Annotated in this window: 1 protein-coding gene; it reads left to right on the forward strand. The window is 63.9% G+C overall.

The window, feature by feature from the left end; all coding sequences use genetic code 11:
- The first annotated feature begins 216 nt into the window (after positions 1-216).
- The gene (locus ABD919_RS05915) at positions 217-18489 is read left to right on the forward strand and encodes a LamG-like jellyroll fold domain-containing protein (RefSeq protein ID WP_345234685.1); all 18273 of its coding nucleotides are present in this window, start codon (positions 217-219) and stop codon (positions 18487-18489) included.
- Positions 18490-18670 lie beyond the last annotated feature (181 nt).

The following is an 18670-nucleotide window of genomic DNA, read 5'->3' on the forward strand; positions in this document are numbered from 1 at the left end:
TTCATATGTACCTGAATTAGCTTCCTTGGTCGGGGAGTAATTCAATCACCTTTATTGACCGAACGCATGAAACACTTTTTATCCACTAACCGAAGGTGTAGTACCAGGACTAGGCCTTCCGTCCTTTTTTCTGCCCGCCTGTGGCTCTGGCTACTGGCACTACTAGGACCACCGCTGGCCGTGCAGGCGGCTAACCCAACCTTGGTTATCCAGGGTATGAACCCCAGTGGTGGGGACAATACCGCCTTCGTGGATTTGGTGGAAATCGTGCGTTCGTCCGATAACGTAGTGATGAGCGGCGCCGTGGCCAACCCCAGCTTTGAAACCTTCAACTCCCTGGCCAATGGGGTGTACGGGTATAACCCCACGGGCGCTTCATGGGTCTTTGTGGGTAACAATGGCGCCGGCATTTCCCAGGCGGGCCCCGTCGGGGGCTTCGACCCCCCCAGCGCTGGAGCAGTCGGGAGCTATGTAGGCTTCATACAGCAGTACGCCAGCATACAGCAGACCCTGGCGCTCGCGCCCGGAACGTACTATGTGCGTTTGCGGGGAGCGCAGCGCTATAACTGCTGCGGCGGCAGCTCGTTCAACCAGACGCTGAATATCCTCGTGAATGGACAGTCGCTGGGTATGGTGCAGCCGCCCAACAACAACGCCTTCACCACTTACGCCACCTCCACTTTCACGGTGGCCGCCGCGCCGGGCAATGCCCTGGCTTTCGACGGGGCGAACGACTATGTACGGGTTGCGAATAACATGCCTGCTACGGGCGACTTTACCCTGGAAGGCTGGGTGAACCCCGCGGCCTTCGGCGGGCTGACCTCGTTTATCATGGCGGATAACTTTCCGACCGGAGCCATGCACTGCCAGTTTTCCGGCAACAACCTGGCCTTTAGCGTTAGTGGCAACAATCCCACGGATATCGTTTCGACGTCGGCCCTGCCCACCGGGCGCTGGTCGCACGTAGCCGTCGTGTACTCGGCTGGCCCCCGCACGGTTAACATCTATGTAAACGGCGCATTGAATACGTCGGCTACGTACACCACGGCGCAGACCATTGCCGCGCTTCCCTACGGCATCGGCGGCTGGTTGAGCGGCGGCACTCCGCAGCGCTTCTTCAACGGCAGCTACGACGAAGTGCGCATGTACACGACCACGCTGACGCAGGCGCAGATACAGGCCGACATGGTGAGCACCAGCTCGGCCCTGCCCGGCAGCCTGTCCGCGTACTTTGACTTCGACCAGGGCATAGCCGGCGGCAGCAATGGCAGCATTACCACGGCCTACAGCCAGGTAAACAACACCACGGGTACGCTCAATAACTTCGCCCTGACGGGTTCTACTTCGAACTGGGTAGAAAGCTACGCCATGGTACGGCCCACGGCCACGGCCGCCACGGCCATTACCGGCAGCAGCTTCACGGCCAACTGGACGGCGCCCGTTATCGGCACGGTCGACAACGGCTACCGCCTGGAAGTGTCGACTTCTCCCACCTTTGCCACGACCATTGCCGGCTCGCCCTTCACCGTATTTGGCACCAGCCAGACCATCACCGGCCTTTCACAAACTACCACCTACTACTACCGCGTGCGGGCCGACAAAAGCACCGTCACCGGTCAGGGTGCTAACTCGGGCACCACTACGGTAACAACACTGGCCTTGCCCACTATTGCGAGCGTGGCTGTTAACCCCGGCGGCCTGGGCCAGAGCATTACCATCACCGGCACTAACCTGAGCAGCCCCACGGCCCTGACCATTAACGGGGTCAACGCCCTGGCTGGCATTATAAGCAATAACGGCAGCACCCTGGTGGTGCGTGTACCCCTAACGTCGGCTACTACTGGCAACGTAAGCATTACCACGGCCGGCGGCACGGCCACCAGCGGCACCTTCAACGTGATGGCCGCCCCGGGCAACGCCCTGGCCTTCGATGGCGTGGACGACCTGGTGAACGTGCCCATGACATCGGCTCTGCAGTTTGGGACCGGCAACTTCACTTTTGAGGCCTGGGTGCGCAGCTCCGCCGTGGACGTCCGGGTGGCTTTGGGCAGCCTGGGCGGCGGCCAGGACTACTGGATGGGCTTTAGCAGTGGGCGCGGTGCGGTGTCGGTATCGGGCACCACCTGCGTGGGCACCACCTCAATTAACGACAACCGCTGGCACCACCTGGCGGGCGTACGCAACGGCACCCAGCTCACGATTTACGTAGACGGCACCGCCGAAACGACCATTTTCAATAACTTATCGGCTAGCCCCACGACTGCCCTGGGAATTGGCCACTTCGGTGGCGGCGGCTATAACTGGCCTGGCAGCATCGACGAGGTCCGTATCTATAATATAGCGCTGACGGCCGCCAACGTGCGGACCGACATGCTCAGCACCTCTTCGGTTGCACCGGCTTCCCTGCGTCTGCACTACAACTTCGACCAGGGCATACCCAGCGGCAACAACGCGGGCCTGACCACAATGTACGACCTGGCTGGCGGCACAGCCGCTACCCTGAGCAACTTCGCCCTGACGGGTTCTACTTCGAACTGGGTAGAAAGCTACGCCATGGTACGCCCCACGGCTACGGCCGCTACGGGCAATACGGGTACGGGTTTCACGGCCAACTGGACGGCTCCAGCCATTGGCATCGTGACGAACTACCTGCTCGACGTATCTACTTCGGCCACGTTCGCCACGGCTATTGCCGGCTCGCCCTTCACCGTAGCCGGCGGCACCACCAGCCGCAGCATCACCGGCCTGGCCCCCAACACCACCTACTACTACCGCGTGCGCGCCGACAAAACGTCGGTGACCAACCAAGGGGCGGCATCGAATGCCATTGGCGTGACGGTGATGACCCCGCCCGGCAATGCCCTGGCTTTTGACGGGGTGAATGACTACGTAAACCTGCCTGCCGGCCTGACGGCCTCGGCCAGCAGCTTCACATTTGAAGCCTGGGTTAACTACACCGACAACGGCTACTGGACCCGCATCTTCGACTTTGGGAACGGTTCTGCCGGCAGCTATATGTTCCTGACGCCCCGGACAGCCTGGGGTACTGGTTTCGACGAAAACATTGGCTTTGCCATCACCACCGCCGGGGGTGCCAATGAGCAGCGTGTAACTACCAATGCGGTAATGCCCACGCGCTGGAGTCACGTAGCCGTAACGCTGTCGCCCAATGGCAACGGCACCACTACCTGTACCATCTACCTGAACGGAGTCGTTATTGGCACCAACGCCAACCTTACCCTAAACGCAGCCAGCCTGGGCAACCTGGCCAACAACTGGCTGGGCCGCTCCCTGTACGGCGTGGACCCCTACCTGCGCGGGAGCATGGATGAAGTACGCCTCTGGAGCACGGCTCGTAGCCAGGCGCAAATTCAGAGCGACATGGTGAGCATTCCTGCCTTCCCCACGGCCGGCCTGCTGGCTTACTACGATTTCGACCAGGGTGTTCCTAGTGGCGCCAACGCGAGCATAACGGAGCTGTACGACCAAGCCAATGGCAACACCGGCACGCTGAACAACTTTGCCCTGACGGCCGGCAACTCTACCTCCAACTGGGTAGAAAGCTACGCCATGGTACGGCCCACGGCCACGGCCGCCACGGCCGTTACCGGCAGCAGCTTCACGGCCAACTGGACGGCGCCCGTTATCGGCACGGTCGACAACGGCTACCGCCTGGAAGTATCGACTTCTCCCACCTTTGCCACAACCATTGCCGGCTCGCCCTTCACCGTGAGCGGCACCAGCCAGACCGTCACCGGCCTGGCGGCCAACACGACCTACTTCTACCGCGTGCGGGCCGACAAGACTTCGGTTACCAACCAAGGGGCTTTCTCCAACACGCAGAGCGCGGCCACGATGGTGGCCCCCGGCAATGCGCTGGCCTTTGACGGGATAAATGACAACGTTGTGTTCAGCAGCACGCCGGCCGTGAACAGCCTGGGAACAGGCAACTTCACCATGGAAGCCTGGGTGTACTACAACGGCAGCAGCGCCGCCCAGTCCATTATCCGGAAAACCGGGGACTACAACTTGTATATCAATGGCAACACCCTGCACGCCGAGGTATGGCCCAATGGCTTGGGCAATGCCACCTGGCGCCGGGCCGCTGGAGCTATTACGCTGCCGGCCAACCGCTGGGTGCACGTGGCAGCCGTGTGGACGGCAGCTACGTCTAACTGCCAGCTCTATGTAAATGGGGTAGCCGATGGTACGGGTGCCAGCACGCTGGGCTCCATCAGCGGCAGCGAGTCGCTGATGCTGGGACTTTCCTCTATCTACGGCAATGCGCTGGGAGGCCGCCTCGACGAGGTGCGCATCTACACCGCGGCGCTGACGGCTGCCAACGTGCAGGCCGACATGACCAGCACGGCGGCTTCGGTTCCGGGCAGTCTGCAGTTCTATGTCGATTTAGACCAGGGTATAGCCAGCGGCAACAATGCTGGCGTGACTACTGTGTACGACCGGGCCAACAACTATACGGGCACGCTCAACAACTTCGCCCTGACGGCCGGCAACTCTACTTCGAACTGGGTAGAAAGCTACGCCATGGTACGGCCCACGCCCACGGCGGCCACATTGGTTACCGGCAACAGTTTCACGGCCAACTGGACGGCTCCAGCGATTGGCATCGTGACGAACTACCTGCTCGACGTATCTACTTCGGCCACGTTCGCCACGGCTATTGCCGGCTCGCCCTTCACCGTAGCCGGCGGCACCACCAGCCGCAGCATCACCGGCCTGGCGCCCAACACCACCTACTACTACCGCGTGCGCGCCGACAAAACGTCGGTGACCGGTCAGGGTGCCTTCTCGGGCACCATCACTGCCACCACCACAAGCTGCACCACGACGGCCATTGCCCAGAACGTAACAGCTTCGCTGAACGCGGCGGGTACGGCTACCATCACGGCTGCTCAGGTAAACAACGGCAGCAGCTCGACCTGTGCGCCCATTACGACGAGCGTAGCGCCGAGCACGTTCACCTGCGCCGATGTAACGCCCTCAGATGCCACCAACCCGGCACTGAACTTCAACGGCACTAACCAGTACGCCGAAGGCACGAATCCGCTGCTGCCCCTGGGCAACGCCGCCCGTACCCTTGAGGCTTGGGTGAACCCCAACACAGCCGGGCAGGGCGCTGTTATCTTCAACTACGGCACGCCTACTAGCAACCAGCGCTCGGGCCTTCTCATCAGCGGTGGCCGCCTCTACTATGTGGGCGAATTCAACGACCAGGTGGGTGTATCTGTACTGCCAGTGGGTACCTGGAGCCACGTAGCGGCCACTTATGATGGCACCACGCTGCGCCTGTACGTGAACGGCGTGCTGGAAGCTACCAAGTCGCAGGCCGGCAACCCCTTCAACACCACCGGCACCACCCTGCGCATCGGTCGCCGCTCGCTGCCCCAGGACGGCGAGTACCTGAACGGCCGCGTAGATGAAGTGCGCGTATGGAACCGCCAGCTGACGGCGGCTGAGATTACGCAGAGTGCGGCCCGCACCAACCCGACCTCGCTGGCCGGTCTGGTGGCCCGCTACGCGATGAGCGAAGGCAGTGGCACCACCACGGCCGACTTCATGGGCAACGGCACGGCAGCTACGCTGTTCAACGCTCCCACCTGGCTTACCCCGGGCGTGGCCTACTCGACGCCGATGACGGTGCTGACGGTGGCCGATGCCAATGGCAACACGTCCCGCGCCGCGGCCATCGTAACCGTAACCGACGGCATCGCGCCGACGGTGGTAACGCAGAACATCACCGTGCAGCTGAGCGCGGCCGGTACGGCCAGCATCACGGCGGCTCAGGTAAACAACGGCAGCAGCGACAACTGCACCCCGACGGCTAACCTGACCCTGAGCGTGTCGCCTTCGAACTTTACCTGTGCTAACGCTACCGCTTCAACGGCCAACCAGTATGCACTGGACCTGGACGGTGTGAACGACTACGTAAACCTGGGCGGCGGCAACATCCTGACCGGCGGCTCCTACACGAAGGAAGCCTGGGTTTTTGCCCGCGCTAACGACTGTCGCAATATCCTGTCGTCGAACAACCAGCACCAGATGTGGCTGCAGAGCAGCCTGCAAGGTGGCAATGGTACGGCCTATGGAACGGTGCAGGACCCAAGCGGCGCTTTCCCGCTCAACACCTGGATACACGTAGCGGTAACCTACGACCAGCCGACCAGCACCATGCGCCTCTACCGCAATGGCACGCTGATAGCAACCAACACCGCTGCCGTGGCCTATACCGGCGGCCTGATTCAGATTGGTGCCCATGGCAGCAACTGTAACTTCAACGGCCTCATTGATGAGGTGCGCATCTGGAACTCGGCCCGCACGGCCGCTCAGATTGCGGCGACCCGTACGGTAACCCTGGCCGGCAACGAAGACGGGCTGCTCGCCTACTACAACTTTGAGAATGGCCCCAACTCGGGTACCCTGACCGACGCGAGCGGCAATGGCCGCACCGGCACGCTGGTGAACATGGCCACGGCTACGGCCTGGGTCGCTTCTACGGCGCCTATCACGGGGGGCACTCCCACTGTGGTTACGCTGACTGTAACCGATGCCAACGGCAACAGCAACACGGGCACGGCCCAGGTAAGTGTAATTGCACCCACTCCCACGATTACCACCCTGAGCCCGTCGACAACCAGCGTTGGGACTACGGTAACGGTGACCGGCACCAACCTGAGCGGGGCCACGGCCCTGACGGTGAACGGCGCCGCGGCCACCATCTCCAACCTTACCAGCACCGGCTTTACCTTCGTGGTGCCGGCTGCTGCCGCTGCCAGCGGCAACGTGGTGGTAACCACCGACCCCTGCAGCCAGACGGCGAGCAGCCCATTCACGGTGCTGACGGCCCCAGCCAATGCCCTGTCATTCGACGGCACGAACGACCTGGTGAGCATTCCCCACAACAACGCGTTCAACATTACCGGCGCCATCACCCTGGAGGCCTGGGTGCGTACCTCCCTCACCACCGGGGCCGAGCAGTACATCACCACCAAGAATGAAAGCTCCTGGTACCTGGCCCTGAACGGCGGAGGCGGCCTGACCGGCGTGGCTTCGTTCTTCCTCAACAACGTATCGCCCGGCGGCGGCTGGCTCTACGGCACCACCAACCTCACCGACGGACGCTGGCACCACGTGGCCGGCACCTATGACGGCGCAACCCTGCGCCTGTACGTAGACGGTGTGCTGGAAAACAGCCGTGCCGCCACCGGTGCCATTGCCACCGGCACTTCGCCGGTACTTATCGGTGGCCGCCCCAGCGGTATCTTCAACGGTAGCATCGATGAGCTGCGCATCTACAACCAGGCCCTGAGCCTGGCGCAGCTGCGGGCCGACATGGTGAGCACCAACCCGGCCCTGCCCGGCAATCTGGTAGCCTACTTCAACTTTGACCAGGGCACGCCCGGCGGCAACAACACCGGCCTGACCACGCTCTACGACCGCAGCGGCACCTACGCCGGCACGCTGAACAACTTCGCCCTGACCGGCAGCACCTCCAACTGGGTGGAAAGCTACGCCATGGTGCTGCCCACGCCCACCGCGGCCACGGCCATCACCAGCACCGGCTTTACCGCTAACTGGACTGCGCCGGCCATCGGCACCGCCAACAGCTACTTCCTCGACGTAGCCACCAACCCGACCTTTACCGCCGGGCTGGCAACGTTCAGCATCGCGGCTCCCACCGCGAGCTTCGCCGTAACGGGCCGCACCCCCGGAACCCAGTACTACTACCGCCTGCGGGCCGACAAAACCACGGTGGCCAACCAGGGCGGCGCCCGCGACAACATCGCGGTGACCACCCTGTCCAACGTGGCCACGCTCAGCAACCTGACCCTGAGCGCCGGCGCCCTGAGCCCGGCCTTCGCCTCGGCCACGACTACCTATAGTGTAGCCACCACGGGCACGAGCACCACCGTAACGCCGACTGTAACCCAGGCCGGCGCCACTGTGACGGTAAACGGCACGGCGGTAACCAGCGGCAGCGCTTCGGCCAGCATTCCGCTCAGCATCGGGGCCAACAACATCACGGTGCTGGTAACGGCCCAGGATGGCACCACGCAAACGGCCTACGTCGTAACCGTAACCCGCAACTGCGTGGTAACGGCCATCGCCCAGAACATCACGGTGAACCTGAATGCCAGCGGCACGGTAAGCGTGCCCGCGACCAGCGTTAACAACGGCAGCTCCTCGACCTGCGCCCCGGTAAGCCTGGGCTTCCAGGCCCAGGGCACCGTGGGTGCTATGGTGGGCGAAGGCGGCACGCTGTCGCTGACGGCCCCGGCCGGCGCCACCTTCACGGCGGTGACTTTCGCCAGCTACGGCCTGCCCAACGGCAGCCCCGGCAGTTACACCTACGGCAGCTGCCACTCCACCACCAGCAAGTCGGCGGTGGAAAGCTACCTGCTGGGCAACGGCGGCACCATCAACATCCCGGCGACCAACGCCGTGTTTGGCGACCCCTGCCTGTTCATAACCAAGCGCCTGGCGGTGCAGGCTACCTACACCTTCGGCAGCCCGGTTACGCAGCTTAACTACACCTGCGCCAACGTGGGAGCCAACAACGTGACCCTGACGGTGACTGATGCCAATGGCAACTTCGCCACGGCCCCGGCTACCATTACGGTGGTCGACAACACGGCACCGGTATTCACGGCCTGCGGTGCGGGTACTTCGGCCTCGCCCTTCACCAGCCTGAACTGCGCCCGCACGGTAACGACGACGGGTGTGTACTGGTTTACCATCAGCGGCAACACCTTCCAGGGCTACGTGGATGCGACCACCGACGGCGGCGGCTGGGTGGAAATCCTCAACTACGTACACCAGGGCGGTACCAACCCGGCCCTGAACGTACGCACGACCAGCCTGCCCTTGCAGACTGCTGCAGGACTGGGCACCAATGAAGGCGGCACTGCTGCCTGGGGCCACGCTGCCCCGAGCCTGGTGAATAGCCTGAACCCGCAGGAGCTGCGCTTTTATGGCCAGACCTCGGCGCACGGCCGCGTGATTCACTTCAAGACCTCGCACGCCCCTACGCTGAGCTACTTCCGGACCGGCACCGGCAACACGCAGGGCATCAACAACAGCTTCACGGCCCTGCCCGGCCACACGGCCAACATCCCGGCCCAGGCCGTAGACTTCTGGACCAACCAGGGCAACCTGGCCATGACCAACTTCCCCTTCTGGCTCAGCAGCACCTACCACTGGGGCATTCAGGGCGGCGGCAACCGCTGGGAAGTAGACGACTATCCGAACAACTTCTCCCAAAGCACCATCCACCGCATCTTCGTGCGGGGTTCGGCTACCGCCTCCATTGGCACGCCGGTAGTGGCCAGCAACACCACGGGCCAGTGCGGCGCCAACGTGACGCTGACCGGCACCCAGGCCGTGACCGACAACTGCGGCGCGCCGACGGTAACGTTCAGCCCGGCTTCGGGCTCGTTCTTCAACGTGGGCACCACGCCGGTAACGGCCACCGCCACCGACGCCTCGGGCAACAGCAGCAACATTACGTTTAACGTAACGGTGAACGACACCCAGGCGCCGACTATTACTTGCCCGGCCGCGGTGGTTTCCTGCTCCAACACGCCGGCCCTGGGCACGCCCACGGTTTCCGACAACTGCGCAGTGGCTACGACCACCAACAACGCTCCGGCCACCTTCCCCAACGGCGCCACCACGGTGACGTGGACGGTGACCGACGTGAACGGCCTGACGGCAACCTGCACCCAGAGCGTAACGGTGACGCCGGCCCCGGCGGCTCCGACGGCTCCCAGCGCCAGCCGTTGCGGTACCGGCACGGTAACGCTGACAGCTAGTGGCGCGCCCAGCGGCGGCTCCTACGCCTGGTACACGGCAGCCAGCGGCGGCACGCCGGTGGCTACCACGCCCAGCTACACCACGCCCAGCATTTCGGCTACCACCACCTACTACGTGAGCGCCATAACCTCGGCTGCTTCGGGCTCCTGCGAAGGGCCGCGCACTGCCGTAGCGGCCATCGTGAATTCTAACCCGACGGTAAGCATCACAGCTAGCGGCCCCACCGCTATCTGCCCCGGCGGTTCCGTGAACCTGACGGCCAGCACCAGCGCTTTGTCTGCGACGTCCATCCCCTACGCTCCGCTTTCGGGTACGGCCACTAACGGGCCGGTAGGTGATGATGCCATGATGAACGTTGTGCTGCCCTTCAGCTTCACGTATGGCGGCACGGCTTACACCAGCGTCAACATCTCCACCAACGGCAACATCCAGTTCCCGCCCAGCAACTCTGCTCAGTTTACGCCCCAGCCCATCCCCACGGCTGGTGGCCCGGACAATTATATTGCCCTGGCCTGGAGCGACTGGTTCCCGATTTCGGCTGGGCAGGTAACGTACTTCACCACGGGAGTGGCCCCCAATCGTCGCTTTGTGGTGCATTACAACACGCCTCACATCACGAACGATGGCGCTCTCAACGGCCAGATTATCCTGTTTGAGGGCACCAACGTGGCTGAGCTGCATATTGGCACCCAGAGCAACGCGGGCAATACCAAAGTGCAGGGCTACGAAAATGTCGACGGTACGGCCGGCCTCGCTATTGCAGGCCGCAACAACACCACCTGGCAGGCTTCCAATGAAGCCTGGCGCCTGACTCCGGCGGCCACGACGTATACCTGGAGCCCGGCCGCGGGCCTGAACACGACCAGCGGCGCCACGGTGACGGCTTCGCCCACCACGACGACAACCTACACTGTGACGGCCAATGACGGCAACTGCACGGGCACGACTACGCAAACCATCACGGTTTATCCGGTTGCAGCTGCTCCGACCACGACCAGCGCCAGCCGCTGCGGCACGGGCACGGTAACGCTGAGCGCGGCCGGTGCCCCCACGGGCGGCTCCTACGCCTGGTACACGGTAGCGACGGGCGGCACGGCCATTGCCGGTCAAACCGCTTCGACCTATACCACGCCTAGCCTCTCGGCCACGACGACCTACTACGTGAGCGTGCTCAACAGCGCCGCCAACGGCTCCTGTGAAAGCACCCGCACCGCCGTTACCGCCACGATTAACACCGTACCCACGGCTCCCACTGCTACGGGCGCCAGCCGCTGCGGCACGGGCACGGTAACGCTGAGCGCGGCCGGTGCCCCCACGGGTGGCTCCTATGCCTGGTACACGGTAGCAACGGGCGGTACGGCCATTGCCGGCGCAACCGCTTCGACCTATACCACGCCTAGTATCTCGGCCACGACGACCTACTACGTGAGTGTGCTCAACAGCGCCGCCAACGGCTCCTGTGAAAGCACCCGCACGGCCGTAACCGCCACCGTTAATACCGCTCCTGCCTTCACGGCCTGCCCCGGCAACCAGTCGGCCAATGCTGCCAGTGGTAGCTGCACGGCCGTAGTAAGCTACACTGCCACTGCATCGGGCTCACCTGCTTCTACCATTACGTACGCCTTCAGCGGCGCAACGACGGGCAGCGGCTCGGGCACGGGCTCTGGTTCTACCTTCAATGGTGGTGTTACTACGGTTACCCTCACGGCCGCCAACGGCTGCGCCCCGGCTACCTGTACTTTTACTGTAACCGTGAACGACACCCAGGCGCCGGTAATTACCTGCCCAGCTCCCATCACGGTGGCAGCGGCGGCCGGTACCTGCGGCGCTCCGGTTACCTATACGGCTCCGACCGCTACCGACAACTGTGGTGGTGCTCCCCAGACCATCACCCAGCCGGCTTATAACAATCCGTACTCCGGGTTGGCCCGTGGCTACTACTTCACGGCGCCTTCCAGCTTTGTCATCACTGGGCTGCAAGTGCCTACTGATGCCTCCACAGGTCCGCAGAGCATCCAGGTGATGCGCTTTGCCGCTTCGCCGCCTGATTACTCGGCCACGGCCAGCTATACGGCACTGCTGTATTACACCAACTCCAACACCACGACCGGTAACATTCCGGTGAACATTCCGGTGGCAGCCGGTGAGGTAATTGGTATCCTTGGTGTGCGCGGCGCCGATGTAAACTCGTATGCCAGCTCGGCTTCGGCTACCATTACCATTAACGGTACGCCCGTCACCATCAACCGCCTGATTACGCAGAATACCATCAGCACCGGGCAGGCCCCGCAGAACTCGTACTCAGGTGACCCCAGCGGGCAGCTGAGCCGGGTGTTCTTCACCTACGCCCCCAGCTCCATCACCGTCACCCAGACAGCTGGTCTGGCGTCGGGCGCAACCTTCCCCGTAGGTACGACCACCAACACGTTTACCGCTACCGATGCCTCGGGTAACTCCAGCACCTGCAGCTTCAACGTGACGGTGAACGACACGCAGGTGCCGACGGTAGTAACGCAGAACATCAGCGTGAGCCTGGACGCCAGCGGTGCGGTAACCGTGACCGGTGCCCAGGTGAACAACGGCAGCAGCGACAACTGCACGCCGGCCGCCAACCTGACGCTGAGCGTGTCGCCTTCCAGCTTCACCTGCGCCAACGTAGGCCCGAACACGGTAACCCTGACGGTGACCGACGCCGCTGGCAACAGCAGCACCGGCACGGCCACGGTAACCGTAGTGGATAACACGGCCCCGAGCACGAACCTGCTCCCGAATGCGCCGGCCCTGGCGCTGAGCAACGTGCCCGAAGCCGCCAACTACGGCGTGCTCTACCAGCTCAACATTCCGAACGCAGCCAACTTCAACAGCCTGCCTGGCGTGCCTTATGCCGTGAACAACTCCGGCGTGAGCATGCCCACGCCCGCCCGCGTGGCGTACTTCATGGAGGTAGAGCAAGGCGGCGTAAGCAAGTGGGTGTGGGCGTCGATGAACAACTTCGCCTCGACCCTGACCCAGCTTGGCTTCCCCCACCCCGCGCAGAACCCTGTGAGCTGGGCCCAGAGCGTGACCGGCCTGAATGTGGCTGCCAGCAGCAACGCCGGCGTAGCTACGGGCACCAACGTCGGTACGGGCCGCCTGGAGATGTGGCGCTTTAACTATGGTCCGGAAAACGTAGCCGGCATAGCCGGTGCCAGCAATACCCTCTACGACTACAGCGACCGGAACGACAACGTCAACAACTACGGCTCGTTCCAGGTGCACAACGTGACGGCAGCCCAGACCCTGTTTGCCTACAACAACTGGGGCGGCAACGGCGGCAACAGCGACCTGGGTATCGGCAACAACCCGGGCACGCACCCCGACTGGACGTTTACCAACAATGCCGGCACCTACGCGGTGAAGCGCATCTACATCCTGGTGCCGAACAGCTCGGCACCCGGCGGTAGCTTCACGCAGCCCGCCACGCTGGCCCTGGGTGCTAACGGCACCGCTACGCTGCTGGCCTCGCAGGTGTACGCCGGCAACGCCAGCGACAACTGCGGCACGGTGACGGCCTCGGTAACTCCGAGCAGCTTCACCTGCGCCGAGCTGGGCAGCAACACGGTAACGGTGACCCTGACCGACGGCAACGGCAACTCCGTAAGCCAGCCGGCTACGGTAACCGTAACGGCTCCGCCCGCGGCTACGCTGACGAACGCGACGCCAAACCCGGCTATGGTGGGCACCACCGTAACCGTAACCGGTACCAACCTGAGCGCGGCCACGGCCCTGACGGTGAACGGCGCTGCCGCCACCATCTCGAGCCTGACCAACACCGGCTTCACCTTCGTGGTGCCCGCCGGCGCGACCAACAACGGCAACATTGTGCTGACTACGCCCTGCTCGCAGAGCGTAACCCGGGCCTTCACGGTACGCCCCAGCCTGAGCAACCTCGTGGTAAGCGCGGGTGCTATCAGCCCCGTGTTTGCCCCGGCTACCCTGAGCTACTCGCTGACGGTGCCCGGCACCACGACCAGCACGACCGTAACGCCCACCAATGCCCAGACCTCGGGCGGTGTCATTACGGTGAACGGTACGGCCGTAACCAGCGGCACGGCCTCGGGTAGCATTGCCCTGAACCCCGGCACCAACACCATCACGGTAGTGGTGAACCCGGTGGGCGGCGGCACGGCCACGACCTACACCGTGACCATTACCCGCACGCCCTGCGCGGTGACGGCCATCGCCCAGAACCTGACGGTAAACCTGAATGCCAGCGGCTCGGCTACGGTAACGGCTGCTCAGATTAACAACGGCAGCAGCTCGACCTGCGGCGCGGTGACCCTGAGCCTGGGTGACCTCACCGAGCGCTTCACGAACGGCGGCTTCGATACCAGCGCTACTGGCTGGACGGGTGCCAACATCGACGGCAACGGCGGCTACCGCACTACCGGTGGCAACCCCGGTGGCATGTTCATCCTCAACGACGCTGGCCAGGTCGCTACCGACCCGTCCATTAGCCAGACCGTAACCGGCCTGACGCCGGGCACGGCCTACATCATCCGCGGCGACTACCGCACCTTCTACACCAACAGCGTAGGCGTGACGGCATTTGCCATCGATGTAAACGGCACGCAGGCCCTGGCCCTGCCCAGCCCGGGCCAGACCTGGACGGCCTTCAGTCTCGGCTTCACGGCAACGGCCACCAGCCAGACCATCCGCTTCCGCGGGGAAATCAATGGCACGGACATCGACATCGCCGTTGATAACCTGAGCCTGCGTCAGGCTGCCAGCTCGGTGACCTTCACCTGCGCCAACGTAGGAGCCAACCCCGTGACCTTGCTGGTGACGGATAACTTCGGCGGCAGCGCCACGGCACTGGCTACAGTAACGGTGGTCGACAACATCGCTCCGACGGCTGTTGCCCAAAACCTGACGGTCAATCTGGATGCCAGCGGCACGGCCACGGTAACAGCAGCCATGCTCAACAACGGCTCAACGGATAACTGCAGCCCCATCGTCCTGGGCGTGCAGCGCACAGGCACGGTAGGTGCCGTGGTAACGGAGGGCGGCAACCTGACCCTGACGGCTCCCGCCGGCACGGTGTTTACCGCCGTGACGTTTGCCAGCTACGGCCTGCCCAACGGCAGCCCCGGCAGCTTCACCCTGGGCAGCTGCCACGCCAGCTCCAGCCAGAGCGTAGTAACCAGCTACGTTGTAGGCAACTCGGGTACCGTGGTTATTCCGGCTACCAACGCCGTCTTCACCGACCCCTGCTTCGGTATTCAGAAGCGCCTGGCCGTGCAGGCTACCTACCAGTGGGCCGGTACGCCCGCTGCCCAGGTTAGCTTCGACTGCTCGGAAGTAGGAGCCCAGCCCGTACGCCTGACCGTAACCGACCCCAGCGGCAACACCAGCACGGCAACGGCTACGGTAACCGTGGTCGACAACACGGCTCCGACTGTTATTGCCCAGAACGTAACGGCCTCGCTGAACGCGGCCGGCACAGCCACCATCACGGCGGCCCAGGTAAACAATGGCTCGACCGACAACTGCGCCTCGACGCTCAGCTACGCCATAGCGCCGAGCACCTTCACCTGCGCCGATGTGGTTCCCTCATCGGCCACGAACACGGCCCTGAACTTCAACGGTAGCGGCCAGTACGTAGCCCTGCCGGCCACCACGCCGGTACCGGTGGGCAACAGCGCCTACACCATTGAGGCCTGGATTAAGCCCAACCAGATGGGTACCTACGGCATCATTGGCTGGGGCAACTACGGCACCACCAACCAGGTGACCGCCCTACGCCTGAGCCCCACCGGCATCCACCACTACTGGTGGGCCAACGACCTGGGAGCCACTACGGCTAGCCTGGTAGGTGCCTGGCACCACGTAGCCGCCAGCTTCGACGGTACCACCCGCCGCCTCTACCTCGACGGCGTGCTCATCGGCTCCGACAACCCCACGGGCCACGCGGTGCCGAACGCCAGCAACCTGCGCATTGCTTCAACCTGCCCTGGTCCCTGCGGCGGAGAATTCTTCCCCGGTGCCATCGACGAGGTGCGCGTGTGGAGCCGCAGCCTGACCAATGCCGAAGTAAGCAGCAGTGCCGCCCGCACCAACCCCGCCTCCCTGGCCGGGCTGGTAGTGCGCTACGCTATGAGCGAAGGCACGGGCAGCACCACGGCCGACTTCATCGGCAACGGTGCCGCCGGCACGCTGGTGGGCTCGCCCACCTGGGTAACCCCGGGCGTGGCTTATACTTCTCCTATGACGGTGCTGAGCGTGACCGACGCCAGCAACAACACGACCCGCGCCGCGGCTAACGTAACCGTAACCGACGCCCTGGCCCCCACGGCCATTGCCCAGACGGTGAACGTAACGGTGGACGCCACGGGCCGGGCCTACGTATCGGCGGCCAGCGTGAACAACGGAAGCACCGACAACTGCGCCGTGACCAACGTGGCCCTCTCCACCTCGGCCTTCGGTAACTGCGCAGCCAGCGCGGCCCTGACCTTCGACGGCGTGGACGACTACGTGAGCCTGCCCCACAACGCGGCTTACAACGTAACCTCGGCCCTGACCGTGGAAGCCTGGATTCGTACCTCCGTCACCGGTGAGAAGTACATCACCACCAAGGGTGAAAACTCCTGGTACCTGGCCATGAACGGCGGCGGCGGCTTGCCCGGCGTAGCATCGTTCTGGATTAACAACGTATCGACCAACAGCGGCGGCTGGCTCTACGGCACCACCAACATGGCCGATGGCAACTGGCACCACGTGGCCGGTACCTACGACGGCGCCACCCTGCGCCTGTATGTGGATGGCGTGCTGCAGAACAGCCGCAACGCCGTGAACTCCATACCCAATGGCACTAACCCTGTCCTCATTGGTGGCCGTCCGGGCCAGCCCTGGAACGGCAACATCGATGAAGTACGTATCTGGAACGTAGCCCGCACGGCTGCTGAGCTCAACCTTTACCGCGACAAGGCGGTAGCCGGCAACTCGGCTGGCCTGCTGGCTTACGTCGACTTCAACGAGGCCGCTGGCAGTAGCACCGTAGCTAACCGCGGCTCCGTGGGCGGCACGGGTACGCTCCTGAACTTCGGCACTACCACGGCGACTGCCTTCCAGGCCCCCGGCATGCTGCCGGCCCTGGGCACGGGTGCCCAGACGGTGACCCTGACCGTATCGGATGCCAGCGGCAACGTAAGCACCACCACGGCCACGGTAAATGTGAGCGTGCCGGTGCTGACGACGACGACCTGGACCGGCAACGCCAGCACCGACTGGACGGACTGCCGCAACTGGAGCCAGGGCGTACTGCCCTCGACGACCATCAGCGCCATGGTGCCCGCCAGCATGCCCCGCTACCCTGTGCTGCCCGCCGGCAACTACCCCGTCAACAACATGACGGTAGCCGCTGGCGCCAGCCTGACGATGAACACGGGCTCGACCCTGCAGGTGAACGGCAACTGGGCCAACAACGGCACCGCGACCCTGACCGGCACGGTGGCCTTCGTGGGCAGCGCCGCTCAGACGGCTGGTGGCAGCTCGGCCACGGCCTTCGCCACCGTGACGGTGAACAAGGCCGCCGGCACGGTGACCCTGACCCGCGACATGGCAGTAAACACTGCCCTGACCGTGAGCAGCGGCACCCTGACGACGACCAGCGCCTACACGGTGCAGCTAGCCCCCGTGGCTACCATCACGGAGTCGGAAACGGCCTACGTGATTGGCAACGTGGAGATGACGCGCAACCTGAACACGGCCGGTGTGAGCACCAGCTTCGGCGGCCTGGGCCTGACCCTGCAGCCCGATGCCAGCTCCACCGCTCTGCCGGGCTCGACCCGCGTGATTCGCACCACCGGCACGGCCGTCTCGGGCGTGAACGGCTCGGTGAGCATCCAGCGCTACTTCGACATCCAGGCCACGGTGAACACGGGCCTGAACGTGAACATGACCTTCGGCTACTTCGAGCACGAGCTCAACGGTATCGCCGAAGCCAACCTGGCCCTGTTCAAGTCCGGCGCCGGCCTGGGCGGGCAGTGGACGCCCATGCGCTACATCACCCGCGATGCGGCGGCCAACACGGTGTACCGCCCGGCCATCACCAGCTTCTCCATCTGGACGCTGGGCAACGAGCTGGCCCCGCTGCCGGTCGAGCTGCTCACGTTCACGGCTGTGAAGCAGGGTACGAAAGTGGAGCTGAACTGGCGCACGGCCACCGAGCGCAACAGCTCGCACTTTGACGTGGAGCGCAGCCGCGACGGCCGCAGCTTCGAGCACATCGGCAGCCGCGTAGCCCAGGGCAACAGCAACAGCCCCACGGACTACGCCCTGACCGACGCCAACTACCCCGGCGAGACCAACACGCTCTACTACCGCCTCAAGCAGGTCGACCTCGACGGCACCTTCACCTACTCGCCTGTGCGCACCGTGCAGCTGGGCCGTAGCCTGACGACGCTGGAAGTGTACCCCAACCCGGCCAAGGCTGCGGTGACGGTAATCGGCGCGGTGGCTGGTGCTCCGGTAGTAGTATACGACGCGCTGGGACGTGCCATTGTACAAGCCAAGGCCGATGCCGACGGCGCAGCTCGCCTGAGCCTGCCCGCCGACCTAGCCGCTGGGGTGTACCTGGTGAAGAGCGGCAATCAGACCAAGCGTCTGACGGTAGAATAAGCACTGCCTGCTTTTTCTAAGCATAAAAGCCCTCCCCGGATTCCGGGGAGGGCTTTTTGCTTTAGCGGCCAGTGCCGGCCGAGGCTGCTCCGCCAAAGCTCCGCGCCGGCTGCAGCACCGCAGTCTTAGCCTCAAAATTTCAGGTGCTTAGCGCGGGCAGGTGGGCTTGTGAATGGCAGGA

Source organism: Hymenobacter saemangeumensis, assembly GCF_039541835.1.
GTDB classification, from domain to species: Bacteria; Bacteroidota; Bacteroidia; order Cytophagales; family Hymenobacteraceae; genus Hymenobacter; species Hymenobacter saemangeumensis.

Excerpts from the sequence above, each read along its gene's own strand:
- ABD919_RS05915 (WP_345234685.1), top strand. The coding sequence starts at position 217 with ATGAACCCCAGTGGTGGGGACAATACCGCCTTCGTGGATTTGGTGGAA.